Genomic DNA, 25,279 nt, shown 5'->3' on the forward strand with positions numbered 1-25,279 from the left:
CTGACGGGTCTGTACGGTGGCGGTCTCATTCATCGCCTGGAAGGGTGCAACGAGGGTAATTCGACAGTGGACCGCCCGCAAGGTTATCTCCTGAGTGGAGGACAAAGTCGCCGTTTTGGCCGGGACAAGGCTCGTCAGCCGATCGGCTCCCGTACGCTCATTGAGCAACTTCAACTCCGGTTGAATGAATGGACAACTCCCGTTCAGATCGTGGCGGATCGGGCGGACAAATATGCCGATCTGGAAATCACCGCATTGACCGACCGAATTCCGGGGCAGGGGCCGCTCGGCGGGATTCACGCAGCCCTCGTCGATGCAAGAGACAGGACAGAACTTCCCTGGGTCGTCGTCATCAGTTGCGACATGACGGAACTCAACCCCCGCTGGCTCGACGAACTCTGGCAGGCAGCGATTTCGAGTCCCGACAGCAAAGTAGTCCTGTTTCAGGAATCCGCGGACCGCCGGCATCCCTTCCCGGCTTGCTATCACGTTTCGTTGATCGAAACGATCGAGTCGCAATTCGCAGCGGGCCGCCGCTCGTGTCAGGCCCTCTTCGAAGCGATCGGCGATCAGTTACGGACACTGCCGCTCCCCGCAGACTGGCCGGATGTCCCGCAATTCAATACCCCGGAAGAGTTCGCCGCCTGGCAGCAGCGGAAACCGTCCTGAATCGCAACTCCCTTCGGATTTTGCAGCAGCATGAAACAGATCGGCATCAGCATCGTGGAACACTGCGGTTCCTTCCTCGTGGGAACCCGACCGCCGGACGTCCCGCTGGCCGGATACAGTGAGTTTCCCGGAGGAAAATCACTGTATGACGAGCCCTCGAGCAACACGGCGGTCCGGGAGTGTCTCGAAGAAACTCATCTGCGGATTGAACCGGTCAGACTTCTCCATCAGCAGACGTTCTCTTATCCTCACGGTGAGGTCGCCCTGGACTTCTGGCACTGCCGACTCGCCGCTGGGCAATCGGGCGACAAAATTTCCGATCCCTGGAAATGGGTCTCCCGCGACAAACTCGGTGAGCACCGTTTCCCACCGGCCAACGCCGACGTCCTGCAGATTCTCCGTTCACTCCCTCCGCTTGTTTGAAGATTTACTGATACTCATGTCGCGTCAGCCGCTTCTGAATGTTGTCCTGTTTCAGCCCGAAATCCCGCAGAACACGGGGAACATCGGCCGCACCTGCGTCGCGGTGGGCGCGAAACTCTGGCTGATCCGTCCGCTGGGGTATCAACTCGACTCGTCTCATCTCAAGCGAGCCGGGCTCGACTACTGGCAGTTTCTCGACTGGGAAGCGGTCGATTCCTGGGAGGAAGTTCGCAGCCGCCTGCCCGACAGCCGCGTCTGGTGCCTGACAAAGTTTGGCGCGAAGAATCCCTGGGAAGCGGACTACCAGCGAGGAGATATCCTGCTGTTCGGCCGGGAAAGCTCTGGATTGCCCGAAGACATGCGGAACGAGTTCGCCGACACGACGATTCGTTTCCCCATGCATCCGGAAGTCCGCAGTCTGAATCTGGCCAGCACGGCGACGGCCGTCATCTATGAAGCCGTCCGCCAGTTCGGCGGGATCGAGTAGCGCACAAACCCTCGAGAAGTCGCGTCGGCGGCGGCGGGATTGACCTTGACGAATTCGGCGAATCGCACGCTAATGAGGTAAGGCGTTGCAATAGAGGATTGCTGCAGCGCCGCGGGCCAATCGCCTGCGAATTTCGCGTTCAAGTTTGGGAACCTGTTATGCCGACGCTTCGCCATCTCTCAACTCCCGTTCACTCCTCTTCATCTCGAACTCGCTACCTGTTGGGATGCTGCGTGATTGCGCTTCTGTCCTTCTCGGTTCCAGCTTCGCTGTTTGCTCAACCCAAACCGGCAGCGAAGAAGCCCTCGGTCGAGTCGGAAACCCCAAAGCCTGCCGAAGAAGCCGAGGCGGAGCCCCAACTCACTCCGGAAGAGATCAAAAAGCATGTGGAGACCGGCCAGAAGTCGATCGAGCTGAAGGACTGGGAAACCGCGGTCAAAGAGCTCGAACAGGCCGTTAAAGCCGAGCCCGAAAATGGTTCCTATCATCACGCCCTTGGCGTGGCGTACATGGGAGCCCGAAACGCGAACGCCGGTTGGTTTCACTTCCGTCAAGCCGTCCGACTCGCCCCAGATTATCTTCCCGCGACCGTCGATTTCCTCGGCACCTGGAAGCTGCTCGATGCACAGGGGCTGTTCAACGTCGGCACGCCGCTCGACTTCATCATCCGCACGCTCGGCAAGCCGGACGAGATTCGCGAACGCGGTCCCCGCATGCGCGTGATTTACGGATTCATGTCGCTCAATCTGATCAACCGCACGCTCTTTTCCGTGCTCGATCTCCGCAATTTGCCTGAAGAGGGTCTGAACACGACCGATGGCCTGGCCTTCACCATTCCGGATGACTGGAAGGTGGCCTATCGCATTCTGTCGGCCACACAAGGCAACACGGAATACGTTCACAATGACGAAACCATTCAAAACTGGACGGAGTTGTTCGCCAGTCAGCGGTTCATCGGGGCAGCAGAAAAGCAGACCGCGAAATCGGTTCGCGAAGGCATCCGCACCCGACTGGTAGAAGCGTATCCCAAGATCGACTTCAAGGTGCTCGAAGAAGGGGAGGGCAAGGACACCCTGTTTCAATGGGGCATCCCCGGCAACGCCGAACATCCGGCTCAGTACGAAGTCGTGCGACTTGTGCAGGGAGAGAATGATATCCATCGACTCGCTTACACCCGTAAAGCCGATCAACCCGACGACAACGCCCTGAAGCCCTGGCTGGAGGTCCTCCGCAGCGCCCGCCTTCTTCCCGCTGAGGAATTGCGTGAGCATCAGCAGCGAGAGGGGATGGAGCGACAGTTGTTGCAGATCACCCGTGCCCTGATCGAACGGCAGCAGGAAATGATTCGGGAGAAGAACGTCGATCTGCTGAAGTCGTTCTTCGTCGAAGAGAAGCGGGACGAGATTACCGCGGATCTACTGGAACAAATTGAAGCAGAGTCACTCACGGTCGATCCGGAATCGTTTGCCAGCCGAGTCGAACTGGTCAAAGCCGGCGACTCTCAACAGGCGGAACTCTACAACGAACAGGGCGACAAAGTCCTGACGCTCGTGCAGCGGGAAGGGAACTGGTACGCCAGCAATCTCTGGTTCCGAAAGACCACGGAGAAAACGTCGAAGCCCCCCGCAGCCAAAGAAAACCCGGACGCTCAGTAGCCGAAGACCTCTTCGCTCCAGAGCGCCAGGTTGAGCAACGGCCAGGTCCAGAAGCCGGCCTGATCGGGAGCGATCGAGAGTTCCTGCAGAAACCCCGCCTGGAAATTCTCGCGCAGGAATTGCGATTCACGGAGCGTGTCCGCCGCCCAGTCTTTCCAGTCCGACTGCAGCCAGTTCAAAACCGGCGTCGGGAAGCTCGCTTTCCGACGGTTCGCCAGATCGTCCGGCAGACGTCGCCGGGCCAGATCGCGGAGCACCGCTTTCGATTCCAGCAGTCCGAGGGCATCGAGTTCACTCGACGTTCTCAGCGACTTGCGGCTCTCCTCCTGAACTCGGAATCGATGCTCAAGCGGTGTTGACCAGATCGCCTCGATAAGTCGATGGTCGGTATACGGCACACGGGCTTCCAGAGAAGCCGCCATCGTCGCCTGATCAAGCCTCAACAGCAGCGCCTGCAGATTATCGCGATGCAGAAACCGCGTCATCGCGGCCATGCCGCCGAATTGAGCCCCATCGTCAACGGTCAGTTGCCGAGTGTAGTAATCGCGAATCTCTCGAAGATCGTCGATGCTGTCCCGAGTCAGCATGGCGATCGCCGTCGGAGGAATAATGGTCGCCCGAGTGAAGTACGCCTCGGCCAGCGAAGCGAGTGAGCCCCCCTGATAAGTCAGCAGCAGGCTCTGCTGGAACACCGCCAGATCCGCATTCGCCTCCGATCCAATTCTCCGTTCCAGCTGACGCTGCAAATCGTAGTCGCGGCCGATGCCATGAATCGGCGTGTAGCCACAGAGCAGTTCATCGGCTCCTTCTCCTCCCAGGACGACACCGACTCGCTGCTTCAACGATCGGGCCAGCTGGTAGATGACCACATCCGAAGGGGTGATCAGCGGCTGCGCCGTCTGGCCGATCAGCAGCTTCCAGGCGTCACGATAGTCGCCCGAGTTGACTTCCACAGTTCGGAACCGGCACTTCAGCACCGAAGCGGCTCGGGCGGCGTAGTCTTTCTCGGTGGCTCCATCGTCACTCCGACCGATCCCACATTCCGCGACGAACTCATCGCCCAGTGATTCAGCGACATACGTCCCGAGCAGCGAAGAATCGACGCCGCCGGAGAGCATCATTCCGACCGGAACATCGCTCACGATTCGCGACTGAACCGCATCGCGCAGCCGTTCATCGAGTCGCTGCTCGACCTCGCCTGGCGAGATGTCTTCGTCAGCTTGCGGATAATCCCAGTATTGCTGAATCGAAACCCCGCCTCGATCCGCGATCAGCAGACAACCGGGCGGAACCTGCCGAATGCCTTCGATCATGGTCTGATGATCGAGTTCGGGCCGCAGCGTCATCAGGTAGTGTGTCATCGCCGGACGGAACGGACGTGGTCGAAACCCCGGCCACTTCAAGAGAGCGGCCATGCTGCTGGCGAAGACGATGGTTCCGTCACAGTCCATGTAGTAGAGCGGTTTGACCCCGAACCGGTCGCGGAACAGAAGCAGTCGCTGCTGCTCGCGGTCATAGAGACCCGCAGCATACATGCCCCGCAGATGCCTCACCCCTTCGACTCCGAAGACGGACAGCAGCCGCATCAGTTCTTCGGTATCGCAGTGTGTTCGTGGCGGGCCAGGGAAATGGGAACGCGTCCGCTGAGCAAGTTCGGCCGTGTTGTACAGTTCGCCGTTGTACGTGAGAGCAAAGCGGCCGTCGTCGGAAACCCAGGGCTGCTGACCGTGCGCGGGATCCCGAATGGAAAGCCGCCGATGGGCCAGCACCGCAGTGGGATCGATGCGCAGCAAGCCGCTGTCATCCGGACCGCGGAACTGCATGGAGTCCCGCATGCAGCGGATCTCGGCGTCGTCAATCTGAAGCGGCTGACCGGTGTACGAAACGATTCCCAGAATTCCACACACGCCGGCTCATCCCTGACAGCAGTTCAACCTGTGGTGCCGACGTGGCGACGGTAAAGATTCGTTTAATACCGCGGCTTCGAGGGATCGATCTTCTCAGCCCATTCATCGATGCCGCCGGCCATGCTTTTGACGTCGGTGAAGCCCTGATCAATCAGGAACTTCGTCACGCGGAGACTGCGCCCCCCGTGATGACAGTAGACAATGACCGGCTTCTCACGATGCTCATCGATCTGGCCGACTTTGCGAACGATCTCGCTCATCGGCATGAGCTTCGCCCCTTCGATGTGAACCGTCTCGTACTCTTCGACTTCCCGGCAGTCGAGCAGCAGAAAGTCGCGCTCATCATCGAGCATCTCTTTGACTTGTGCACAGCTGACTTCGAGTTCACTCATGGCTCTCTTCTCCGGCGGGGCAGACTTCTTCTGGGCGTGAATCTCGGAAGTAGCATACAACAGCGTGGTGCCCAGCACGGTCCAAGTTACCAAGCCCGAACAAATTGGCAAGAGGCCAGCAACCGGGTTACGCGAACACATCATGAACCACTTTCCCATAAACATCTGTCAGCCGGAAATCGCGACCGGCGTACCGGTACGTGAGCCGCTCGTGATCGATCCCCATCAGATGGAGGATCGTCGCGTGGAGGTCGTGCATGTGCACGCGGTCTCGCACGGCGTAGTAACCATAGTCGTCGGTCTCGCCGTAAGCCAGTCCACCGCGGACACCGCCACCGGCCATCCACATCGTGAAGCCCTGCGGATTATGGTCGCGCCCGTTCTTGCCCTGCACGATCGGCGTCCGCCCGAACTCGCCGCCCCAGACCACAAGCGTCTCTTCAAGCATCCCTCGCTGATGCAGATCCTGCAGCAGACCGGCAATCGGCTTGTCGACCGCGAGTGAGTTTTTCTCGTGGCCGGACACCAGATTCGAATGCTGATCCCAGACGTTTCCGGTTGAAATCTGGATATACCGCACTCCCGATTCCGCCAGTCGCCGGGCCATCAGGCACTGACGTCCAAAGTTCTGTGTCACCTTGTCGTCGATGCCGTAGAGCTGATTCGTCGTCTCCGATTCCTGATTAAGATCGAGCACGCCCGGGGCGATCGTCTGCATTCGATAGGCCAGCTCGAACGCTTCAATTGCGCCTTCCAGATCCGGACCCCGGCCGACCGACGAAAGGTGATTGCTGTTGAGCTGCTGAATCAGATCGAGCTGCCGCCGCTGTTGCTCGGGCGTGAGCTCCGTGTTGGTCGTGTTCTCGATCCGCCCGCTTCCCAGAGAGCCGGCGCGTCCAAGCGTCGTCGCCTGATGCCGGGCCGGGAGAAAGGCCGAGCCATAGTTCCGCGGCCCGCCATGTGCGGTTGGGGGAGAGATCGCCATAAACGCCGGCAAATTCTCGTTTTCGCTGCCGAGCCCGTAGGAAACCCAGCTGCCGACACTCGGCCGGATCATGCTGTCTGAACCGGTATGCAGCATGGAGACCGCCTGCCCATGAGACTGGCCTTTGGAATGCATCGAGCGGAGCACGCAGAGTTTGTCGGCGTGTTTGGCGACTTCAGGGAAGAGCTCCGAAACCCAGAGCCCGCTCTCGCCATGTCGATCGAACTTCCAGGGAGACTTCATCAGATTCGGGACGGCGTCGATATTCCGAGCCGCCTCGAAGGGCAGCGATTTCCCATCGTCTTTCTGCAGCTGCGGCTTGTAATCGAATGTGTCGACCTGGCTCGGCCCACCGTGCATGAACAGGAAAATGACCCGTTTCGCCCGTGGGGCATGATGCGTATTCGTCACCCCGGCATCGGCGAGAGACTGTCTGCTGAGCAGGTCCAGAAACGCGAGGCTGCCAAACCCACAGGTAGTCGACTTCAGGAGAGATCGTCGCGACACACAGCCGCATTGATCGGAATGATTCGTCATGAGTCACCGCATCCGAAACAGGGAAGGGGAGTTGAACTGATCAGTCGAGGTAACGGAATTCAGTAGAGGCGAACATCGCCTGCACGTAGTCGGTCCAGGCCGCCCGCACATCGTCCGGCTCCGCGCTGCCGGCCAGCCGCTCGGTCATATAACCGCGGGCCAGTTCATCGTCGGCCGGAGTCGGAAGTCGTCCGTAAATCGACAGATACAAGTCATTGAGAATCGTGAAGGATCCAACTCCATGCTCGTCGAAAAGTCGATCGACAAGTTCGCCAGCCGTCTGCCGCGTCAGATCGTGGTTCATCAAAAAGAGCGCCTGAGCCGGCACATTTGTGGGCGGCCGCTTGCCCACCACCATTTCCGGATTCGCGAAATCGAACAGCACGCGTAGATCTTCCAGCTGACTGCGCAGCACCGGCCAGTAGATCGAGCGATATGCGGCATAGTAACTGGACCGCTCGGCGTCCTTCGAACTGCTCGAGTTGTTCACGACGAGCGTGCCGAACTGCGACACGGTCGACTCGATCATCTCCAGGTTCAACGAGTCCCGGTAGATCGCGAGGGAATCCTGAATTTCTTCGGAGGTCAACGGACGTCGATTGCTCCGCCAGAGCAACAAATTCTCCGGATCAACCGCGTACGACGCCGAGTCATCGGCTGTGGACCGGCGGTAACTCTCCGTAAGCACGATGTCGCGAATCAGCTGCTTGGTCGACCAGCCCGATTCAATGAACCGCAGGCAGAGTACATCGAGCAATTCCGGGTGCGTCGGCGGAATGCCGAGTGCTCCGAAGTTATCAACCGAGCGAACAATTCCCTCGCCCTGCAGATACATCCAGACGCGATTGACATAAACCCGGGCGACAAGAGGGACGGCTTCGCTGGTCATCCATTCGGCCAGTTCCAGCCGCCCGCTTCCCTGAGGATTCTCGATGACCGATTGCTCTCCGCTGATGATCTTCAGCACGCCGCGGGGAACTTTTTCTCCTTTGTTGAGATGGTCGCCGCGAATCAAAATTTCGCAGTCGTCACATCCCTCGACATCCTTGACCGCGATCGCTTTGGGAAGCGGAGCGGGCGCGTCGCTCTTCAGCGTCTTGAGCTCGGCTTCGCTATCCTGAAGCTGCTTCTTGAAAGTATCGATTTTCTCCCGAAGGCTGGTCAATTCGGCTTTCACTTCCGGCGTCGCCGCTTCGCTTTGAACCGGGACCAGACGAACAGCATCGACGATGACATATCCGGACGTGCCGGCATTCGAAATCATCACTTCGACCTGCTGTCCCTTTTCGCAGTCGAGTTGAGTCAGTTCGAAGAAAATCTCCCGAATCGGAGCCGGCTTCGTCTGGTCGACGTGCACCACCGATTCGTGCCCGTCCTGACGGATCGTCACCGGAACTCTGGCATCGCGCCCGGCACTGCCGGGATAGCCGAAGAGAACGCGATAGGTCCCGGCTTCGGGAATCGTGGCTCGGAAGGTCGCTGTCTTCAGCGACTTTTCCTGATTGTCGTGGATGTATCCTTTGCCAACAAAGTTCGGCGAATAGGTCGACTCCGTCCAGTTCCCGGTCAGTTCGGCCTGGTCGGTATCGATGGTGATCGAGTTCGCGGACTCTTCAAGGGCAGAGAGTTCCTGCTCCAGCTTCTTGATTGACTTCTCAAGCTTTTTGTTCGCCGAAGTGACCTCGGAGAGCTGCTTCTGATGAGCCTCCCAGGCTTTCCGCTGTTCGGTCGGAACAGGCAGTTCCCGCCGCACCCAGTCGGAGACATACTTCTGGCTTTCCCCATCAAGCACCTGGGTCCCACGGAAGATGCCGGCCAGCGCGTAATAGTCGGATGTCGGCACCGGATCGAACTTGTGATCATGGCAGCGGGCACAACCCAGAGCGAGCCCGAGGAAGACCTTGCCCATGGAGTCGATCTGCTCATCGACCACGTCGAATTCGAGCTTCTCCTTGTCCCGTTCGCTCAGCATCTTGGGACCGATCATCAGGAAGCCGGTCGCGATCAGCTGGTTCCGCTGTTCTTCCAGCGACTCGGCCGGCATCAGGTCTCCCGCCAACTGCTCGCGGAAAAACTCGTCGATCGGCTTGTCGTCTTTGAAGGCTTCAATGACGTAATTGCGATACCGCCAGGCATTGTGGAAGGTCGCATTGAAGTCGTTGCCGTTGGAGTCGGCATATCGGACCACGTCCAGCCAGTGACGCCCCCAGTGTTCGCCGTATTCCTGCGTCGCCAGCAGCCGATCGACAGTTTCCGCCCAGCGCTGAGGCGTCGGATCGTTAAGAAATTCCATCACCTGATCCGGACTCGGCGGCAATCCGGTCAGATCGTAGTACAGCCGACGAATGAGTCGTTCGGGATCGGCGGACGGATTCGCGGTCAGCCCGGCTTCGGAGAGTCTCTCCTCAAGCAGATGATCGATCACGTGCCTCGTCGAAAGATCCTGATGTTCATCGTGCTGCAGCGGCTGGTAGGCCCAGAACTGTCGGGACGCTTCCCAGTCGATGCCAGCCTGCGGTTTGCGTTCGGTTGGCTGACGGGGATCGATGGCTCCCGTCTGAATCCAGTGTTCGAAGTCGCGAATCACTTCCTCCGAAAGCTTGCCCGAGGGAGGCATTTCGTAGCTCTCGTACTTCAGCGACTCGATCAGCATGCTCTCCGCTGGCTTGCCCGGCACGAGTGAAGGTCCGGAATCGCCACCCGTCAGCAAACCTTCCCGACTGTCGAGCAGAAGACCGCCTTTCACAGCGTCCGCTTCCGCCGAATGGCATTCGTAGCAGTGCTTAACGAGCACTGGACGGATTTTTTTCTCGAAGAACTCGACTTCACTCTGCTCGGCGTAACCATGGCTCACAGAGCCAAGAAGAAATGCCAGGCCGCAGACGATTCGCAGGAGTTGTGCGGGCATGGGGCGTACCGGGAGTGAGACTCAGGGGCGGGAATAGCGCGAGCCAGAACACATAGATCCTAAAGCATATCATCAGTGGCGCAAAGAGTTTTCTATGGTTTCTGTGGAGGTTTGTGCATCCGCGGCCGCACTTGCGGGGTAGTCCGAGTGAAGCGGGCAGGTTCCGTCACCTTTTCTTTCCGTTCGAGAACCCGGTAATATGAACGATCTGACGTGTTCAAACCGGCATTACTGTGAAACGAAAGTCAGCTTCTTGAAGTTTGAGAACCGGAACGAATTTCTGACCAGCGCGGGTCTGTTCGAATTCTCGCTGCTCGTCGTCGCTATGATTCTCGGCTGGCTGTTCTCAGTCCAGCCGACAGTCCACGCCCACTTCACGTGGCAGGCCGTCGGCTACGGAATCGCCGCCGCGATCCCGCTCTTCGTTCTGTTTCTCGGGATCGAACAGCTCCCCATCGACTCGGTCCAGAAAATCCAGCAGACCGTGCTTGATTCGCTCGGCCGGCTGCTGGCCCGCTGCACGCATTTTGAGCTGGCGCTTCTCGCCCTGCTGGCTGGCATTGGCGAAGAAATTCTGTTCCGCGGATTTCTCATGACCTGGGTCGAAAGCTACCTCGGCTACGGCTGGGGCCTTGGAATCAGCAGCGTCGTGTTCGGTCTGATGCACGCCGTGACCTGGACCTACACAGTATTTGCCGCGGCTGCGGGAGCTTATTTCGGGCTGATGTTCGATATCACCGGCGAACGGAATCTCGTGACGCCGATCGTCGCCCATGCGTTCTACGACTATCTCGCGTTTCTGGTCATCGTCTACGACGTCCGCAAGTCGCAACCGGCCGAAACCGAACCCGAGGAACCTGAGCAGGAATCGTTCGAATGGTAAACGGAAGCACCATGTCTTTTCACATCCAGACTTCACTTTCCTGGATTTGCGTCGCTCTTCTGGCCTGTCTGCCAATGGCCGACGTTCGAGCCGAGGACGCCGCGAAGGCACCCGCAACTAAATCAGAGAAAACGACCGCCACGCTTCCCGGGATCGATGGCAAGACCGTCGAGATCCCTCTCGCGGCTCCGGGCAAGGTGACTGTCCTTTGCTTTCTGGGCTCGGAATGCCCGCTGGCCCGCCTGTACGGACCACGGCTTCAGTTGATGTCGCAGGAGTTTGGTGACCAGGTCCAGTTCATCGGACTCAACAGCAATCTGCACGATTCCCTGGAGGATGTGACGGAATACGTGAAGGCTCACAAGCTGAGCTTTCCGTTCGCCAAAGACTACGACAACCGCATTGCCGATCACTTTGAAGCCGAACGGACGCCGGAAGTTATCGTCCTCGATGCCGTCGGGAAGGTTCGCTATCGGGGCCGCATCGACGATCAGTATTTGCCGGGCATCGTGAAGCCCGCTCCGACGCGAGACGACCTGAAGCTCGCCCTGCAGGAAATCGTCTCCCGTAAAGAAGTTTCGGTCGCCAGGACCGAAGCGGTCGGCTGCCTGATCGGCAAGGTTTACGCCGAAGAAATCACCACCAACCTCACCTACTGCCGCGATGTCGCTCCTGTTCTGCAGAAGCATTGCGTCGAATGCCATCGTCCGGGAGACATTGGACCGTTCGCGCTGACCGATTTCGATGAAGTCGTCGGCTGGGGTGACATGATCCTCGAAGTGGTCGATCAGGGACGAATGCCGCCATGGCACGCGAACCCGGGGATCAATCACTTCGCCAACGAACGCCGCATGACCGATAAAGAGAAGGCTCTGCTCGAGGAGTGGGTGAATGGCGGGATGCCGTTCGGCAATGCGGAAGAGTTGCCGGAACCCGAAACCTACGTTGAAGGCTGGAGTCTGCCGAAGCCCCCCGACGTCGTTCTTGATATGCATCGCAAGCCGTTCGATGTCCCCAGCGAGGGCTTCGTGGAATACCAGTACTACGTCGTCGATCCGCAGTTTGAAGAGGACAAGTGGATCACCGCCGCTCAGGTGTTGCCGGGCAATCGAGCCGTCGTGCATCACTGCATCGTGTTCGTTCGCCCGCCTGACGGAGAGAAGTATCGCGGCCTCGGCTGGATCGCGGCATATGTCCCGGGACAACGATCGGTCGCCATGCCGTCGGGCTACGCTCGCCGGGTTCCGGCCGGGTCACAGCTCGTCTTCCAGATGCACTACACGCCAAACGGAATTGCCCAGAGCGACCTGACGAAGATCGGACTGATCTTCGAAGAGGAAAAGAACGTGACCCACGAAGTGGCGACGCTGGTCGCGATCAATTCGGAATTCGAGATTCCTCCCCACGCGGCTGACCATCCGGTCTCCGGCTCTTTGAGTCAACTACCGCGACAGGGTCACATTCTGGCGATCGCACCGCACATGCACTACCGCGGCAAGACCTGCCGCGTCTTTGCCCACGAAGGCAACGAGAAGACGGTTCTGCTCGACGTGCCGGCTTACGACTTCAACTGGCAGCACGTCTACGAACTGGCGACGCCGCGACCACTGAAAGGTCTCGACAAGCTCTCGTTTGTCTGCAAGTTCGATAACTCAGAGAACAACCCGTTCAATCCGAACCCGAACGATTTCGTCACGTGGGGGGATCAGAGTTCCGAGGAAATGGCGATCGCGTTCTTCGAAGTCGCCTTTGAGCGCGGAGCCGAAGCCGATCCGGAACCCACGAAGACGCCGCAGAAGGTCGACCTGGCCCGTGAACATCGCGTCAAAGAATTCGTCGACGACTTCTTCAAACGATTCGACAAAGACAGCGACGGAATCGTGAAACGCGACGAACTTCCGACCTCGATGCAACGGTTCGCCTTCAAGAACTTCGACCGCGACAATAACTCCCACCTCGACCGGGAAGAAATCCAGAAGCTCGCCAATGCCTCCGCGGCTCTGTGATCGTGATCCCAACGACTATGCACGCCGAAGCCGAGAGACGCCGGGACTCTCCGACAAGGCCCTCGGTGACCCTGGTGTTGCTGGGGTGACATCCAACCTGCGATGAACCTTCGTTTTCATTTTAGACTTCACGGACGAATGCGCCAGCAATGACTCGACTCTTTGATCGCATCTTCGGCAGCACCGTCGACAATCCGCTGGTGGTTGCCTTCCTGATTGCCGTACTGACGGGCCTGAGCATTCTCGGCTACCAGTCGCCGGAAACGCTGACGGATCTCTTCAAGCCCGCTCCTGAAGCCGAAGTCGCTGAAGAACAGGTCGCCGCTCCTCCCCCCAAAGTCGAGAAGAAAGAAGACCGAGAAGCAAAGAAGAAGCAGGAACGACGCAATCAGATTCCCGATGTCGACGCGGTGAGCATCACCGATGCGGATGTGATCCTGGTCGTGAAGTCCCAGAAATTCTTCACACCGGACGGTGCGCGCGCCATTCGCCAGGCCGTCGCCGCTCTCAATGACCTGCCAACTGTGCGGAGCATTATGTGGCTCGATGAAGCTCCAGTGCTCAACATCTTTGGCCTCCGTGACGCCATGCTTCCCGACTCCCGGGCCTCGCAGCGGCAGTTCGATGAAGCCCGCGAGCGAGCCGTCAATCATCCGCTGATCGGCGGGCAGCTTCTGGCCGAAGACGGCAACACGCTTCTGCTGATGCTCAAGCTCGACTGGCTGTTCGTTACCGAAGATGCTGACGTCACCGAGCGACTCAAAGAAACCGTCCTCGCTGCCGTCGAAGAAATCCCCGGCAACGATTTCGACGTGATGGTCACCGGCAAGGTCCCCAGCTACCTGACGTTCATTGAATCTCAAGAGCGGAACCGGATGAAGTACCAGCTCATCGGTTACGGCACCATTCTGGCGATGGCGGTCGTACTGTTCCGCGGGATCCGGGCCGTATTCATCGTTTCGCTTGCTCCCGCACTCGGCGTCTTCTGGACGTTGGGCATCCTGCATTTCTTCGAGTTCCAGGACAACCCCTTCAACGACATCATCCTGCCGGTGCTGCTGAGTCTGGTCGGCCTGACCGATGGCGTTCATCTCATGGTCGAGATCCGCAAGCAGCGGGCGAGCGGCCTGGGCGTTCGTGAAGCGTCCCGGAACGGGATTGTCAGCGTGGGGCTCGCCTGCGCACTTACCTCGTTAACCACCGCCATCGGCTTCGGTTCGCTGTCGCTGGCGCATCACGAAATCGTGCGCGAGTTCGGCATGTGTTGTGTGATCGGCGTAATCCTCACGTTCCTTTCGGTCGTCCTGACAATCCCCTTCATCTGTTCGACCCGCTTTGGTCGGAACATTCACAAAGGGCATGAACGGGGACTGATCGACCGGAATCTTCAGCGAATCAGCGGCGTCATTGCCTACGTCCTGGGACACACCCGCAAGTTTGCGTTTGCTGCGATCGTCTGCACCGTCGTCCTGTCGTTGATCTCGTTTACGCTTCGCCCGGACGAACGTCGGGCCAATGCCCTGCCACAATCATCCGAAGCGGTGCAGGCGATTAAGCATATGGATGTCGCTTTCGGCGGGCTGGAGATGTCGTCGGTTCGCATCACCTGGAACGATTCACTGGAGTTGAACGATCCGGAGATCCTCACCGTGATCGCGGCGGTCGACAATCTGCTTGACGAGGAACCCCTGATTGGCAGCCCAATCTCGCTGCAGAACTTTGTCGACGTCCTGCCCGGTTCCGGCGATCCGGCCGATCGAATGCCGCTCGTCCAGTTGCTGCCGGCCTCCTTGAAGCGAGCATTCTACGAACCGGAACGCCGTGTCGCTGAAGTCAACTTTCGTGTGCAGGATCTCGGCATCGCGAAATACGGTCCGGTCTTTGAGAGAGTCGAAGCGGGTCTGACGCAGCTTCAGGCCGAACATCCCGCCTTCAATTTCGACCTCACCGGATCGGCTGTCTGGCGTTGGGAAAACCTGTACCAGATCGTCGTCGATCTTGCGGCCAGCCTGGGTAGCGCCACAGTGATTATCTTCATCGTGCTGGCGATCGCCTATCAGTCTCTGCGGATTGGTTTGATCTCTGTCGTGCCGAACCTCTTCCCGCTCGCCGTAACTGCCACTTTCCTGGTCTTCACGGGACAGTCGCTCGAGATCGCCAGTGTGTGTGCCTTCACAGTTTGTCTGGGAATCGCCGTCGATGACACGATTCACTTCCTGACCCGCTTCCGGGAAAGCTGGAAGGAAGCTCCGCGTGATGCCGCGATCTCCGAAGCCTTCACGAGCACCGGCACCGCTCTGATTCTCACTACCGTCGTTCTGCTCGTCGGTTTCACAACCGTGCTGCTCAGCGACATGCGCGACCAGCGGATCTTCGCCGCGATGGGCGCCCTGACCATCGGCTCGGCTCTCTTCGCCGATCTGATCTTCCTCCCGGCTCTTCTGTCGTACTTCCTGCCGGAGAAGTTCCCCGCCACGCAGATGGAAGCGACTCCAGAAGAAGATCAGGCTCCCGCTGTCGCCTCCACCACAACGTGAGTGAATTCCAACGGCGGCATCCTGCCGCCGTATGGGCGTGTCAGGAACTTTTTCGCGTCGAAACTCCGAGCCGCGTCTCTTCGGCGGCAAGCTGCCGCCGCTACGAAACTGGGTTGAATCGCTCTGGGCTGTCGGCGTCGAAACGGGGGGTGCCGCTCTTTGGAGAAGCTGCTAAAATGGAGGTCCAGTGGTATCGAATTGAAGGAGAGTTTGCGGTGTTGGATCAGGCAATCAGTTACGCAGCCAGAGCTCATGCAGGACAGATGCGGAAAGACGGGACCACTCCGTATATCGCTCATCCCCTACGGGTGATGACGATCATCTGCCGGACGTTCGGCGTCGATGACGAAACCATTCTGGCCGCAGCAGCCCTGCACGATGTGATAGAGGACACGACGAAAGACTACGACAGCATCGCCCATCACTTCGGCCCGGATGTCGCCCAGCTTGTCGCCGACATGTCGAAGGATGGCCGTCTCCCGGAGAAACGCCGCGAAGACGAATACCATGCCCAGATCGCTCGGGCCTCCTGGAAAGCCCGTCTGATCAAACTGGCCGACTGCCTCGACAACGTCGGCGACGCCCTCGATGAACGAATGTGCGGCCGGGCCTGCAAGACGGCCGAGCGGGCTCTGGAACTGGTTCACCCCGACGACCCGCCCGCGGTGCAGAAGGCCGCCGACATTCTTCGACAGAAGCTCAGGCTGATTCGATCGGCATAATCGCTTTCATCGGCAGGATCGCCAAGGCCGGACTCTGAGGCAGGGAATGGACTGAATTCCGCGCCGATTTCCGCAGCAGGACCCGCAGCGCGAACTACGGTTCAAGCGGCGTATCTTTTCCTGCAGCGGCGAGGTGCCGTGCAGAGTCTGTATCTGGATGCTGAAACTTCTGTCATGCGATTCCGAAGCCTCTCTCGACAACCGAAGCGACCGCGATCCCGTTGTCCATTCGTCAATCGCGTGGGAACAGCGACGGTTGAGGTGGCCATTGCGCTGCCGATCCTCATTCTGCTTGTTTTCGGCTCAATCGAAACGGCTGAGTTCGTCCATCTGAAGCAGGATCTTTCGATCTGCGGTTACGAAGCGGCCAAGCTGGCCTCCAGAGGCAGCTCGACAACGTCCGAAGTCACCGCCCGATTCAACGAACTGATGACCGCCAAAGGAATCAATGGGGCGAGTATTTCGGTCAGTCCGAGTCTGAACGACGGGACGAAAGCGGGGACGGAAATCGCAATTACCGCCTCGGTTGTTACCGATTCCAATTTCAATCTTCCGATGTCGTTCTTCAACGGAAAGACGCTCGACACGACGATCTATGTGACTCGTCAGGGCGACTAACTGCGAATCGCGACCATAGCGATTCTCCGAAAGCACAACCATGAACATCATCTCGCAGAGTCAGCGTGTCTTTGAGCAGATGCGAATGCAGCGGAACCGCCGCGGTGCGATGATCGTTTTCATCGCCGCGATGATCACTGTCTTCATGATCGCCGTCGTCTTCACCGTCGACGTCGCCTACATGCAGCTGGTCAAAACGGAAGTCCGAATCGCAGCCGATGCTTCCGTGAAAGCGGGTGTCGAAAACCTGCTGCGGACGGAAGACAAGTCCAAAGCCGAAACCACCGCGAAGCGCATCCTGTCGCTCAACAAAGTGGCTGGCAAGACGATGGCGTTCAACAACAACGACATCATCTTCGGCAAAGTCGTCGCCGGAACAAACGGGAACTGGGCCTTTCAGGCTAACCAGACTCCTTATAACTCCATGAAAGTGACTCTGCGACTCGACGGACAGGCCAACTCCTCCGTGCCGCTGTTCTTTGCCCGCTATCTGTCAAACAACAACTACACCCCAACTCACACGTCGATCGCCGCGAACGTTATTCACGAGATCGTGCTTTGCATCGACCGATCACACTCGATGTGTTTCGACCTGAGTGGAGCCGACTGGTCTTATCCAGGAAGCATCTCATATCCGGCAGGCTACATCACGCCGCCTCACCACGGAAACAGCCGCTGGGCCTACCTGGACCATGCGATCCGGGCGTTCGTCACCAAGATTCAGCATCGGAATATTGAGCCGGACATCGGCTTGATTACATGGGGATCCGACACAACGCTGGGTTGGGCCTGGTGGCCGCACAGCGGCCGGAAGTTCCAGGCGGTGACAGTGGAACTTCCTCTCGGCAAGCAGATCGACAACGTTAACGGGAAGATTCAGGCTCATTACAGCGACATCATGATGGGTAGCACGAACATGGCTGCCGGACTCGACGCCGCCATCGACATGCTGACCGACAGCAGCACCAACTCGCTGGCTTACAAAACAATCATCCTCATGTCCGACGGAATGTGGAACACCGGACGTGATCCGATTCTCTCGGCTCAGGATGCAGCCGCGGCCGACATCACTATTCATACGGTTTCGTTTGTATCGGTAGACAATCAGTCGGCCATGACAAACATCGCCGCGACGACCGGCGGAAAGAGCTACAGCGCTACCAATCAGGCCCAGTTAAAAGACGCCTTCGAAGAACTGGCGGGCTCACTCCCGATCGTACTCATTGACTAGAGCAAATTGAAAATTCGACTGCAGACGTTTTGCAGGAGCAAAACGGTCACTCATTCACGTAATTTGCTGTAAGGAATGGACGGCATGTTCTCTCGCCGCAGCCACGTTTGCCGACGACGAATCTCTGGACGAGCTTCCGCAGATTCCCGTCGAGCCGCTGCGCTGGTGGAATTTGCGATCACCGTTCCGATTGTGTTCACGCTCTTTTTCGCGGCTCTCGACTTCTGTCGCTATTACATGATTGCCCATGCCACCGAACAGGCCGCCTTTGAAGGCGCACGCCGAGGTTCAATTCCCGGAGCAACATCCAGCAAGACGAAAGATGCTGCTCAGGCGGAACTCGATAAGCTGAGCCTGAAAAACGCCACCATCACGGTCACGCCGCTCGTCATCACCAATGCAACCGCTGAAGTCACCGTGAAGGTTCGTTTGCCGCTCGCCGTGAATGCCTGGGTCACTCCCAAAGTGCTGACGGGCGCCTACGTCGAACGCGAGTGCACGCTCAGCCGAGAGTACGTCACCAGCGAATAATCACGACCTCTTCGTGGCGTTCTGCCGCCGATTGAACGCGGTTTCGAATCAGAGCGTCGACGCTCTTTGGGACCGTCCACGCGCGATTCTCAAGCGATCAGTCCAGTCAGAGTGTATCCGGCGACAAGATGCCGCCGAATACAATATCCCATTCACCCCCGCGAGTGGACTCTCTACTTGTAGGGCATGAGAATCGGTTCGGGATCGATGCCGCCCGTCAGGCGGCCGTGCTGATCGAGAACCTGTTTGCCCAGGGAAGTCACCGTCTTGAAGAACTTTCCATCGAGACGATGGCCGCGGGCCCGCGTTTGCAGCAACTGCGAGAGAACATCGGCTGATGCGATGATCAACGGATCTTCCGTGCGAGCCGCATACAGACACGTCACCATCGTGACAACCTGATCCTGAATCTGCTGGGACAGATCGGCCATCGCACACTGGCGGTCCGCCAGAGCCAGCTGGAACTTTCGCATCAGATTATCGACGTCGATGCGGGTATGCTGAATCCGATCGCCCGCCTCATCCACGTGGTGGGCCAGGGCGTCCGGCAGGGGGCCGAAATGCGGGGAGGCTCCCCAGTTGAAGGCTTCTCCGACGCGCCATTTCACATACGGCACAGCAGCCTGGCGCAGGGCGATCAGATGCGACGGATTCATCGGATTCGGCTGCTTGATTCCCGCCTCCTGTAACGCCTTGCCAATCGGTTCATAAAAGGCCTTGCCGTGTTGCTTGATCAGCGACTTCATAAAGGCCATGCCGAGCATCTCGCCTTCGCCCTCGTAAATACACGGGGCGAGAAACTCGTGTACGTTGTCGCCGAACAGATGCCCTTTCAGGAACGATCGCCCGCCGTGTGTTTTCATGAACAATTCAATCGCGGCTTCCTTCTGCACTTCACTGCCGAAGATCTTCGCGATAATGCACTCCATCTCGCCCCGGTACCCCTGATCGAGCAGGCTGCCGCACCATTCGACCATCGCGTCACAAGCTACGATGTAGGCAGACATCAGACCGAGCCGACGGCGAACCAGTTCACGCTCCTCGATCGGCTGCCCGTACGTTTCCCGATAGGCGGCCCAGGGGAGCGTATTGGCCAGCATGAGACGAATCGTTCCGGCAGCCGTCGCACACAGCGCCACGCGTCCGCGATTCAATCCGTGATAGGCGATCGTTAACCCATCGCCCCCTTCGATGTGCAACAGGTTCTCCCGAGGCACGGGAAGTCGGTTGAACTTCAAGCCGTTGTTGTAGGAGTGAGCGAGCGCATACAGGCCATAATTGACCATCTGGAAGTGCTCATTCTCCTCCTCGGGCAACTGAGCAATCAAGACGGCCGGACGACCTTCGATCCGACAAACCAGTCCTATGACTCGTCCCGGCACCGCATTCGTGATGAAAAGCTTTTCGCCGGTGACCATATAATGGTCGCCTTCGAGCACGGCTTCCGTCTTCATCGCCGTGAGATCGGACCCTGCACCAGGCTCGGTCAACGCGAAGGCCGACAGTCGGCGACCGGAGGCCAGATCGGGCAGGAACTTCCGCTTCTGTTCCGGAGTGCCGAATGTCATCACGGGATCAACCGCGCCAATGCAGCCGTGAACCGATCCCAATCCGGCCACGGTCGGATTTACCGTCGCCATCCGACTGAGGAAGCGGGCGAACAACTGGAACGGTACCTCGCTGCCGCCATGTTCGCGGTCAACGAGCAACCCCCAGTAACCGGCTTCTCCCAGATCCTGGAGCAGGGCGTCGGTCATCTTGCCCTGTTCGTTGTAATGCGTTCCGTTCTTCTGATGTTCGCGCACAACGTTAAGGCAGGCTTCAAAGCGGCGTTCCAGTTCCGGATCCGCGGAGATCGGCTCAGACCGAAACAGTTCAACCGGAAAGTCCTGATCCCAGACCGCGCGATGCACAGGACTCCTGGTTGTCTGATACTCCGGCGCGAACAGAAGTTCGACTTCGTCATCGGCTCGGTCGATCGTCCCGGTCTTGGTCGCTTCTTCCTGAGACTTCCCGCTGAGTAACAGCGCGGTCTCCACGAAGGTGGCCGACTGTTCGTCAGCAGACCTGTCGGGACCAGCCGACGACTGCGGTGTCTGGGGTTTGCTCTCGGGATCTCGATTCAGTGTCGACATGGCTGCTCTCCTCTCGAGACGCGGCGGACCATCAACGTTCATTGATGCAATTGTACCAGAGCGGGGAGTGTCTGGTGAGATCATTTCCGCGAACCTTTGCCCCGGGCGTGCTGTCGGGACGGATGTGAGGCTGAGCAACAGCGGGTTGCGGCATTCTTCTGAATCAGATTCCGGAACATTGAGCGTACTTGACGACGCTTCCGGCAGTGGTTACCGTGTTTGTATGAATCAAGCGACCTCGAACAGCCTCCTTGGCCTGAGCGGACTACTAACCCCAATCTTAGGTGGGACGTCTTAGGCTACGTAGTTGCTTTTCTTTTTAAGCCCTGAGACACCCTCTGTCTCAGGGCTTTTTTTGTTTCGTGAGACCGCTTCGACGGATAGAAACGGTCTCGATTTCAGCGGCTTCCTTTCCGACAACCGGCATGAAGGACCTTCCGATGAGTGACGACGTCATTCGTATTTTCGACACGACTCTCCGCGACGGCGAGCAATCGCCCGGCTGCAGCATGAACATCAGCGAAAAGCTGGAAGTCGCCGGCGCGCTGGTCGAGCTTGGTGTCGACATCATCGAAGCCGGTTTCCCGATCGCTTCTCCGGGCGACTTCGAAGCCGTGAAGAAAATCGCGGAACGGTACGGCGACCAGACGACAATCTGCGGACTGGCCCGTTGTCGACCCGAAGACATCGACCGGGCCTGGGAAGCTTTGCAGCACGCGAAGAACTCCCGCATCCATGTCTTTCTCGCCACCTCAGCCATTCACATGCAGTACAAGCTGAAGATGGCGGAAGAGGAAATCGTGCGTCGAACAGCCGAGATGGTGGGCCGGGCCCGCGACTACTGCGACAACATCGAGTTCTCTCCGGAAGACGCTTCCCGCACCGAACTCGACTTCCTCTGTCAGGTCGTTGAAACCGCAATCGATGCCGGCGCGACGACGGTCAACATTCCCGATACGGTCGGCTATGCCACGCCGAGCCATTACTTCAACGTGATCCGCACATTGAAGACTCAGGTGCCGAACATCGAGAAGGCTGTGATCAGCACGCACTGCCATAACGATCTCGGTCTCGCGGTCGCCAATTCTCTGGCCGCTGTGGAAGCCGGAGCCCGCCAGGTGGAATGTACCATCAATGGTCTGGGAGAACGGGCGGGGAATGCTTCGCTCGAAGAAATCGTAATGGCGATCCGCACCCGTTCGGACTTCTACAACGTCCGCACGAACATCAACACGCCTCGACTGGTTCCGACGAGCCGCCTCGTCTCCAGCGTGACCGGGATGAAGGTGCAGCGAAACAAAGCGATCGTCGGGCAGAACGCGTTCGCACACGAAGCCGGTATTCATCAGCACGGCATGCTCCAGGAACGCACGACGTATGAAATCATGCGGCCCGAAGATGTCGGCGTTGTCGGAACAAACCTCGTGCTCGGCAAGCACAGCGGCCGCCACGCGTTTCAGGATCGGCTCAAGTCACTCGGCTACAATCCGGATCCCGAGACACTCAGAAAAGTTTTCGATGATTTCATCGCGCTGGCAGATAAAAAGAAGGAAGTTTACGACTCCGACATCGTTGCCCTGGTAGAACAGAGAACACATCAGGTTCACGAAACCTGGTCGATGGTTCGTATGCACACGTCAGCCGGTACGGGCACCATTCCGACCGCGACAATTGAGTTGCAGCACGAGAACGGTGAAATCCGCAAAGACGCCGCGACAGGCGACGGTCCCATCGATGCCGTCTTCGTGGCCCTGGAGCGTGTCGTCGGACTTTCGGCGACGTTGACCGATTTCGAAGTCAGCAGCGTGACCAGCGGAAAAGATGCGTTGGGTCAGGTCAACGTGACCATCCAGCACGGCTCGGAAACCTACCACGGGACGGGCATCAGTACGGATGTGATTGAAGCCGCCGCTGTGGCCTATTTACAGAGTCTTAACAAAGCCATGGCACAACATCAGACAAAGAGTGAGTAAGGCTGACACTATCCATGCGATCTGTTATTCTTTGATCGTTTTGAATGATATAGATACGGATCGCGTTTACACTGTCACATGCGACCATTGAGTCTACTTGAGGGGAGTGCCAATTTTTGGCCGTATCCCTTGCAGTGTACTCGCGTATTCAGTAGTTATGCCGACCTAAACACGCGCGGGCCAGACATTTTGAGATTGGAGCAGCCAGGGCTTATGAGCCACAACATTCCTCGGGGGTTGAGCGACGTGCAGTTTGTTCTGCTCGGCCTAGTATCTGATGGAGAGAAGTCAGGCACGGAGTTGCGCCAGGTTCTACGGGATGAATACGGCTGGGATACCAGCACAAGTTCATTCTACACGTACTTCGATCGACTCGGCAAAGAAGGTCTGTGCAGCATCAAGTCGAACAAGGCTGGCAAGAAGTTCCGCGCGACAGCCAAGGGCAAGAAAGTCTTCAAAGAGAAGCTGAACTTCATGAAGCAGGCTGTCCAGACCTGGTAGCCCGTCACGCTGCCGGAACATCAGCCACGATCTGTGGCAACTTTAACGATTCGTAACGCACGCCTCGGGCATCGTAGAAGTAGACGGTGTTCACATCGGCTGCCCAGATCGCATTCAGACGGATCTGGCGGGGCCCGAAGAGCGTGAATGCGAATCCACAGAAGCGATCCGCTCGATGCATCGGCTGTGCGTCCAGAGGGAACTGCTCGGGAATCAGGTTTTCTTTCTCGCAGAGGGCGGAATGGATGTGATCCTTCAATTCCGGCCAGGTGCAGGGAAGAACTGAGTTCAACGGGGACTCCTTCGGGATCGACGACGCCGGCAGACGTCGGAGAGGCTCAGAACCGGTCCACAGAGAGCAGCTGCTCTCCGCATTCTTGAGAGTGTCAGCGCTCGACTTTCTCAGGGAGACGGGGCTCCGCGATGTTGTCCAGCGGCACTCTCTGATATCGTCGCTACGATTCGGAATCGTTCCCCGTTTTCCCGCGACCGGAGTCACCGGCACAGCCGGAACGGCCCGTACCGCTCCCCCATTTTCTCCAGATGGCGCGCGGCTTTTGCACACATTCTCTCATGTGGGATTGCCTGCGATCAGACGAGTTGACCAAACAGGGCCACCGGTCTGTCTGCGGCGAATATCAGGGTTCCGGTGAAACCGCCCTCACACCCGGACATATGGCAGAGCCCGCTTTCGCCAGGGCCTCTGGGTGAGCACGGTGGCGAAGTGCAGCAGGCAACAGGGGATGCGAACGCCGGGCTTTGAGCTGCACGGCGGATCAGCGCATGAAAAAAGCCGTCCAAAAACTGGACGGCTTTTTTGCTTGAGTTACCCGACAGGGATTCGAACCCCAACTAAAAGAATCAGAATCTTTTGTGCTACCGTTACACCATCGGGCAATGTGTCTGACGGAAATTTATAAAGCTCCGCCGAGTCTTTCAAGGGAGAATTTTTCGAATTCGTTCTGTAATTGCGTTAAAACGGGACGTCGGTCTAGAATGCCACTGCAGAAGTGCCCGATGCATTGCTGGATCTGCAAATCCCGCCGGGAAGAGAGAGTCATGCCGCTGTACGAGATCGAAACGAATGCTCACATCATGATCGGCTGGGCCGAATCAGAGGAGCAGGCCCGCGCGCAGGCGCAGGAACACTATCCGGACGAGGACGTCCTGCGGATCAACCGCCGCCCTCGCGATCTTTGGGTGATCTCCAAGGCTTTGCTCGGCTTTCCGGAGCGCGAAGCCCGCTGCGACACCGCCCGAGACTGTCTGGCCCGTGCCCGTGGCGACAAGGTCCATGCGATTCGGCTCTACATGCGGGAGACCGGTGCCGACCTTCATCAGGCCCAACGAGCCGTTGAAACCAACATGTCCCTCGGCTGGTAACGCTTTGCCCGTATTACGGCCCGCTGAGCTCTTCGGGCTCGAGCACGCCGTTGCGGTTGCGATCCAGAGCGAGCAGTCGAGCCGGCGCCAGTTCCATTTCAATCGTCGTCAGCACCTGATCCCGATTGCGGTCGAGGGTGTCCAGGATTCGCTCCACCGCCGGCGAACGAGGCCCTGAGGGCGTCATAGCGGCAGAAGGAGACGGCATCGACATCTGTGGTCTCTGCATACCGGACTGGAAGCGCTGGCGCGCCTGCTGGAGGTCCTGCAGACTCAACTCCCGTTTTCCCGCAGCTCGGAACAGTGGTTCCATGCGTTCACGAACCATTTCGGGCAGTTCGTCAAACTGAATCAGACCGTCGCCATTTCGATCGAAGTTGGTCATCATCCGTTCGCTGTCGAACATCCGCCCCTGGCCGCCGCCCGGCCTCGCACTCGACTCCACAGGCTGCTGATCCGTGGTCGCCAATCCGAACTCCGCGGCATCGATACGTTCATCTTCGTTGCGATCCCCAATCCGCAGCAGACGCTCGAAGTACTTTCTCTGCGAATCATCGAGCTCCTCGGCGACGACGAAGCCATCTCCGTTCCGGTCGAGCTGGCTGAACAGAGAGGGCTCGTTCTCCTCGGCAACCGAAAGCTCGACGGTGGCTACGGCGGTGAAGAGCAGGACAGAAGAAATGACGACACGAGAGATCAATGACATGGCTCAACCCGAAGCATTCTGGAGCAACAGCATTTCAGAGGAAATTCGGCGACCGAGACTCGGCCGCTATTGAAAGAAACCCCGGCAATT

At 58.3% G+C, this 25,279-nt stretch carries 21 protein-coding genes and 1 tRNA gene; 14 read left to right on the forward strand and 8 right to left on the reverse strand.

Translation table 11 applies throughout. The features are described from left to right. Nucleotides 1–66: 66 nt before the first annotated feature. The 4 genes from mobA to L1A08_RS21560 all read left to right on the forward strand — a co-directional run bounded on the left by mobA (nt 67) and on the right by L1A08_RS21560 (nt 3,234). Nucleotides 67–669: a molybdenum cofactor guanylyltransferase gene (gene mobA / locus L1A08_RS21545; protein WP_238758658.1), complete on the forward strand. Its 603-nt coding sequence runs from the start codon at nt 67–69 to the stop codon at nt 667–669. A 30-nt stretch (nt 670–699) separates the two neighbouring features. Further along, nucleotides 700–1,092 carry an NUDIX domain-containing protein gene (locus L1A08_RS21550; protein WP_238758659.1) on the forward strand — a complete coding sequence of 131 codons (393 nt, stop codon included), beginning with the start codon at nt 700–702 and terminating at the stop codon, nt 1,090–1,092. Between the two features lie 16 nt (nt 1,093–1,108). Then, nucleotides 1,109–1,579, forward strand: a complete 471-nt coding sequence (locus L1A08_RS21555) for a tRNA (cytidine(34)-2'-O)-methyltransferase (RefSeq protein WP_238758660.1) — start codon at nt 1,109–1,111, stop codon at nt 1,577–1,579. Between the two features lie 233 nt (nt 1,580–1,812). Beyond that, the gene (locus tag L1A08_RS21560; RefSeq protein ID WP_238758661.1) at nt 1,813–3,234 is read left to right on the forward strand and encodes a tetratricopeptide repeat protein; all 1,422 of its coding nucleotides are present in this window, start codon (nt 1,813–1,815) and stop codon (nt 3,232–3,234) included. On the opposite strand, the gene asnB is transcribed toward L1A08_RS21560, so the two are convergent. From asnB to L1A08_RS21580, 4 genes are all read right to left on the reverse strand, one after another. After that, entirely contained in the window at nt 3,228–5,141 is a 1,914-nt protein-coding gene (asnB, locus tag L1A08_RS21565; protein WP_238758662.1) for an asparagine synthase (glutamine-hydrolyzing), read from the reverse strand. The genes L1A08_RS21560 and asnB overlap by 7 nt on opposite strands. Before the next feature lie 62 nt (nt 5,142–5,203). After that, nucleotides 5,204–5,533 (reverse strand): rhodanese-like domain-containing protein, encoded by a 330-nt coding sequence (locus tag L1A08_RS21570; RefSeq protein ID WP_238758663.1) that lies wholly within the window; start codon nt 5,531–5,533, stop codon nt 5,204–5,206. Nucleotides 5,534–5,660: 127 nt separating this feature from the next. Next, nucleotides 5,661–7,055: a DUF1501 domain-containing protein gene (locus L1A08_RS21575; RefSeq protein WP_238758664.1), complete on the reverse strand. Its 1,395-nt coding sequence runs from the start codon at nt 7,053–7,055 to the stop codon at nt 5,661–5,663. A 40-nt stretch (nt 7,056–7,095) separates the two neighbouring features. Further along, nucleotides 7,096–9,963, reverse strand: a complete 2,868-nt coding sequence (locus L1A08_RS21580) for a DUF1549 domain-containing protein (protein WP_238758665.1) — start codon at nt 9,961–9,963, stop codon at nt 7,096–7,098. A gap of 199 nt (nt 9,964–10,162) precedes the next feature. Between L1A08_RS21580 and L1A08_RS21585 the strand changes: the two genes are divergently transcribed. The 7 genes from L1A08_RS21585 to L1A08_RS21615 all read left to right on the forward strand — a co-directional run bounded on the left by L1A08_RS21585 (nt 10,163) and on the right by L1A08_RS21615 (nt 18,491). Continuing rightward, nucleotides 10,163–10,846, forward strand: a complete 684-nt coding sequence (locus L1A08_RS21585; protein WP_238758666.1) for a CPBP family intramembrane glutamic endopeptidase — start codon at nt 10,163–10,165, stop codon at nt 10,844–10,846. Between the two features lie 11 nt (nt 10,847–10,857). Beyond that, nucleotides 10,858–12,852, forward strand: coding sequence for a redoxin domain-containing protein (locus L1A08_RS21590; RefSeq protein WP_238758667.1), 1,995 nt, complete (start codon nt 10,858–10,860; stop codon nt 12,850–12,852). A gap of 149 nt (nt 12,853–13,001) precedes the next feature. Beyond that, nucleotides 13,002–15,389, forward strand: a complete 2,388-nt coding sequence (locus L1A08_RS21595) for an efflux RND transporter permease subunit (RefSeq protein ID WP_238758668.1) — start codon at nt 13,002–13,004, stop codon at nt 15,387–15,389. Between the two features lie 176 nt (nt 15,390–15,565). Next, on the forward strand, nt 15,566–16,111 hold the full coding sequence (locus L1A08_RS21600; protein WP_238758669.1) for an HD domain-containing protein: 546 nt from the start codon (nt 15,566–15,568) through the stop codon (nt 16,109–16,111). Nucleotides 16,112–16,285: 174 nt separating this feature from the next. After that, nucleotides 16,286–16,729: a TadE/TadG family type IV pilus assembly protein gene (locus L1A08_RS21605; protein WP_238758670.1), complete on the forward strand. Its 444-nt coding sequence runs from the start codon at nt 16,286–16,288 to the stop codon at nt 16,727–16,729. 40 nt (nt 16,730–16,769) lie between these two features. Beyond that, nucleotides 16,770–17,960, forward strand: coding sequence for a VWA domain-containing protein (locus L1A08_RS21610; protein WP_238758671.1), 1,191 nt, complete (start codon nt 16,770–16,772; stop codon nt 17,958–17,960). Nucleotides 17,961–18,044: 84 nt separating this feature from the next. Next, entirely contained in the window at nt 18,045–18,491 is a 447-nt protein-coding gene (locus tag L1A08_RS21615; RefSeq protein ID WP_238758672.1) for a TadE/TadG family type IV pilus assembly protein, read from the forward strand. Nucleotides 18,492–18,664: 173 nt separating this feature from the next. On the opposite strand, the gene L1A08_RS21620 is transcribed toward L1A08_RS21615, so the two are convergent. After that, complete coding sequence (locus L1A08_RS21620; protein ID WP_238758673.1) at nt 18,665–20,626, reverse strand: acyl-CoA dehydrogenase family protein; 1,962 nt, start codon at nt 20,624–20,626, stop codon at nt 18,665–18,667. Nucleotides 20,627–21,066: 440 nt separating this feature from the next. Between L1A08_RS21620 and L1A08_RS21625 the strand changes: the two genes are divergently transcribed. Beyond that, nucleotides 21,067–22,599 carry a 2-isopropylmalate synthase gene (locus L1A08_RS21625; RefSeq protein WP_238758674.1) on the forward strand — a complete coding sequence of 511 codons (1,533 nt, stop codon included), beginning with the start codon at nt 21,067–21,069 and terminating at the stop codon, nt 22,597–22,599. A 213-nt stretch (nt 22,600–22,812) separates the two neighbouring features. Continuing rightward, nucleotides 22,813–23,100 carry a PadR family transcriptional regulator gene (locus L1A08_RS21630; RefSeq protein WP_238758675.1) on the forward strand — a complete coding sequence of 96 codons (288 nt, stop codon included), beginning with the start codon at nt 22,813–22,815 and terminating at the stop codon, nt 23,098–23,100. A gap of 4 nt (nt 23,101–23,104) precedes the next feature. On the opposite strand, the gene L1A08_RS21635 is transcribed toward L1A08_RS21630, so the two are convergent. Next, nucleotides 23,105–23,392 (reverse strand): hypothetical protein, encoded by a 288-nt coding sequence (locus L1A08_RS21635; RefSeq protein ID WP_238758676.1) that lies wholly within the window; start codon nt 23,390–23,392, stop codon nt 23,105–23,107. 534 nt (nt 23,393–23,926) lie between these two features. Next, nucleotides 23,927–23,997 (reverse strand) — tRNA-Gln (locus L1A08_RS21640). 162 nt (nt 23,998–24,159) lie between these two features. Between L1A08_RS21640 and L1A08_RS21645 the strand changes: the two genes are divergently transcribed. Further along, a complete protein-coding gene (locus tag L1A08_RS21645) occupies nt 24,160–24,483 on the forward strand; it encodes a DUF6793 family protein (RefSeq protein WP_238758677.1) in 324 nt (107 codons plus the stop codon). 13 nt (nt 24,484–24,496) lie between these two features. On the opposite strand, the gene L1A08_RS21650 is transcribed toward L1A08_RS21645, so the two are convergent. After that, nucleotides 24,497–25,189 carry an EF-hand domain-containing protein gene (locus tag L1A08_RS21650; RefSeq protein ID WP_238758678.1) on the reverse strand — a complete coding sequence of 231 codons (693 nt, stop codon included), beginning with the start codon at nt 25,187–25,189 and terminating at the stop codon, nt 24,497–24,499. Between the last annotated feature and the right edge of the window lie 90 nt (nt 25,190–25,279).

It is taken from the genome of Rubinisphaera margarita (assembly GCF_022267515.1).
Taxonomy (GTDB): Bacteria; Planctomycetota; Planctomycetia; order Planctomycetales; family Planctomycetaceae; genus Rubinisphaera; species Rubinisphaera margarita.

Bases quoted from the DNA above. Each gene is read 5' to 3' on its own strand.
- L1A08_RS21550 (WP_238758659.1), top strand. From the start codon at position 700: ATGAAACAGATCGGCATCAGCATCGTGGAACACTGCGGTTCCTTCCTC.
- L1A08_RS21555 (WP_238758660.1), top strand. From the start codon at position 1,109: ATGTCGCGTCAGCCGCTTCTGAATGTTGTCCTGTTTCAGCCCGAAATC.
- L1A08_RS21570 (WP_238758663.1), bottom strand. From the start codon at position 5,533: ATGAGTGAACTCGAAGTCAGCTGTGCACAAGTCAAAGAGATGCTCGAT.
- L1A08_RS21575 (WP_238758664.1), bottom strand. From the start codon at position 7,055: ATGACGAATCATTCCGATCAATGCGGCTGTGTGTCGCGACGATCTCTC.
- L1A08_RS21580 (WP_238758665.1), bottom strand. From the start codon at position 9,963: ATGCCCGCACAACTCCTGCGAATCGTCTGCGGCCTGGCATTTCTTCTT.
- L1A08_RS21585 (WP_238758666.1), top strand. From the start codon at position 10,163: ATGAACGATCTGACGTGTTCAAACCGGCATTACTGTGAAACGAAAGTC.
- L1A08_RS21590 (WP_238758667.1), top strand. From the start codon at position 10,858: ATGTCTTTTCACATCCAGACTTCACTTTCCTGGATTTGCGTCGCTCTT.
- L1A08_RS21595 (WP_238758668.1), top strand. From the start codon at position 13,002: ATGACTCGACTCTTTGATCGCATCTTCGGCAGCACCGTCGACAATCCG.
- L1A08_RS21600 (WP_238758669.1), top strand. From the start codon at position 15,566: ATGGAGGTCCAGTGGTATCGAATTGAAGGAGAGTTTGCGGTGTTGGAT.
- L1A08_RS21605 (WP_238758670.1), top strand. From the start codon at position 16,286: ATGCGATTCCGAAGCCTCTCTCGACAACCGAAGCGACCGCGATCCCGT.
- L1A08_RS21610 (WP_238758671.1), top strand. From the start codon at position 16,770: ATGAACATCATCTCGCAGAGTCAGCGTGTCTTTGAGCAGATGCGAATG.
- L1A08_RS21615 (WP_238758672.1), top strand. From the start codon at position 18,045: ATGTTCTCTCGCCGCAGCCACGTTTGCCGACGACGAATCTCTGGACGA.
- L1A08_RS21620 (WP_238758673.1), bottom strand. From the start codon at position 20,626: ATGTCGACACTGAATCGAGATCCCGAGAGCAAACCCCAGACACCGCAG.
- L1A08_RS21625 (WP_238758674.1), top strand. From the start codon at position 21,067: ATGAGTGACGACGTCATTCGTATTTTCGACACGACTCTCCGCGACGGC.
- L1A08_RS21630 (WP_238758675.1), top strand. From the start codon at position 22,813: ATGAGCCACAACATTCCTCGGGGGTTGAGCGACGTGCAGTTTGTTCTG.
- L1A08_RS21645 (WP_238758677.1), top strand. From the start codon at position 24,160: ATGCCGCTGTACGAGATCGAAACGAATGCTCACATCATGATCGGCTGG.
- L1A08_RS21650 (WP_238758678.1), bottom strand. From the start codon at position 25,189: ATGTCATTGATCTCTCGTGTCGTCATTTCTTCTGTCCTGCTCTTCACC.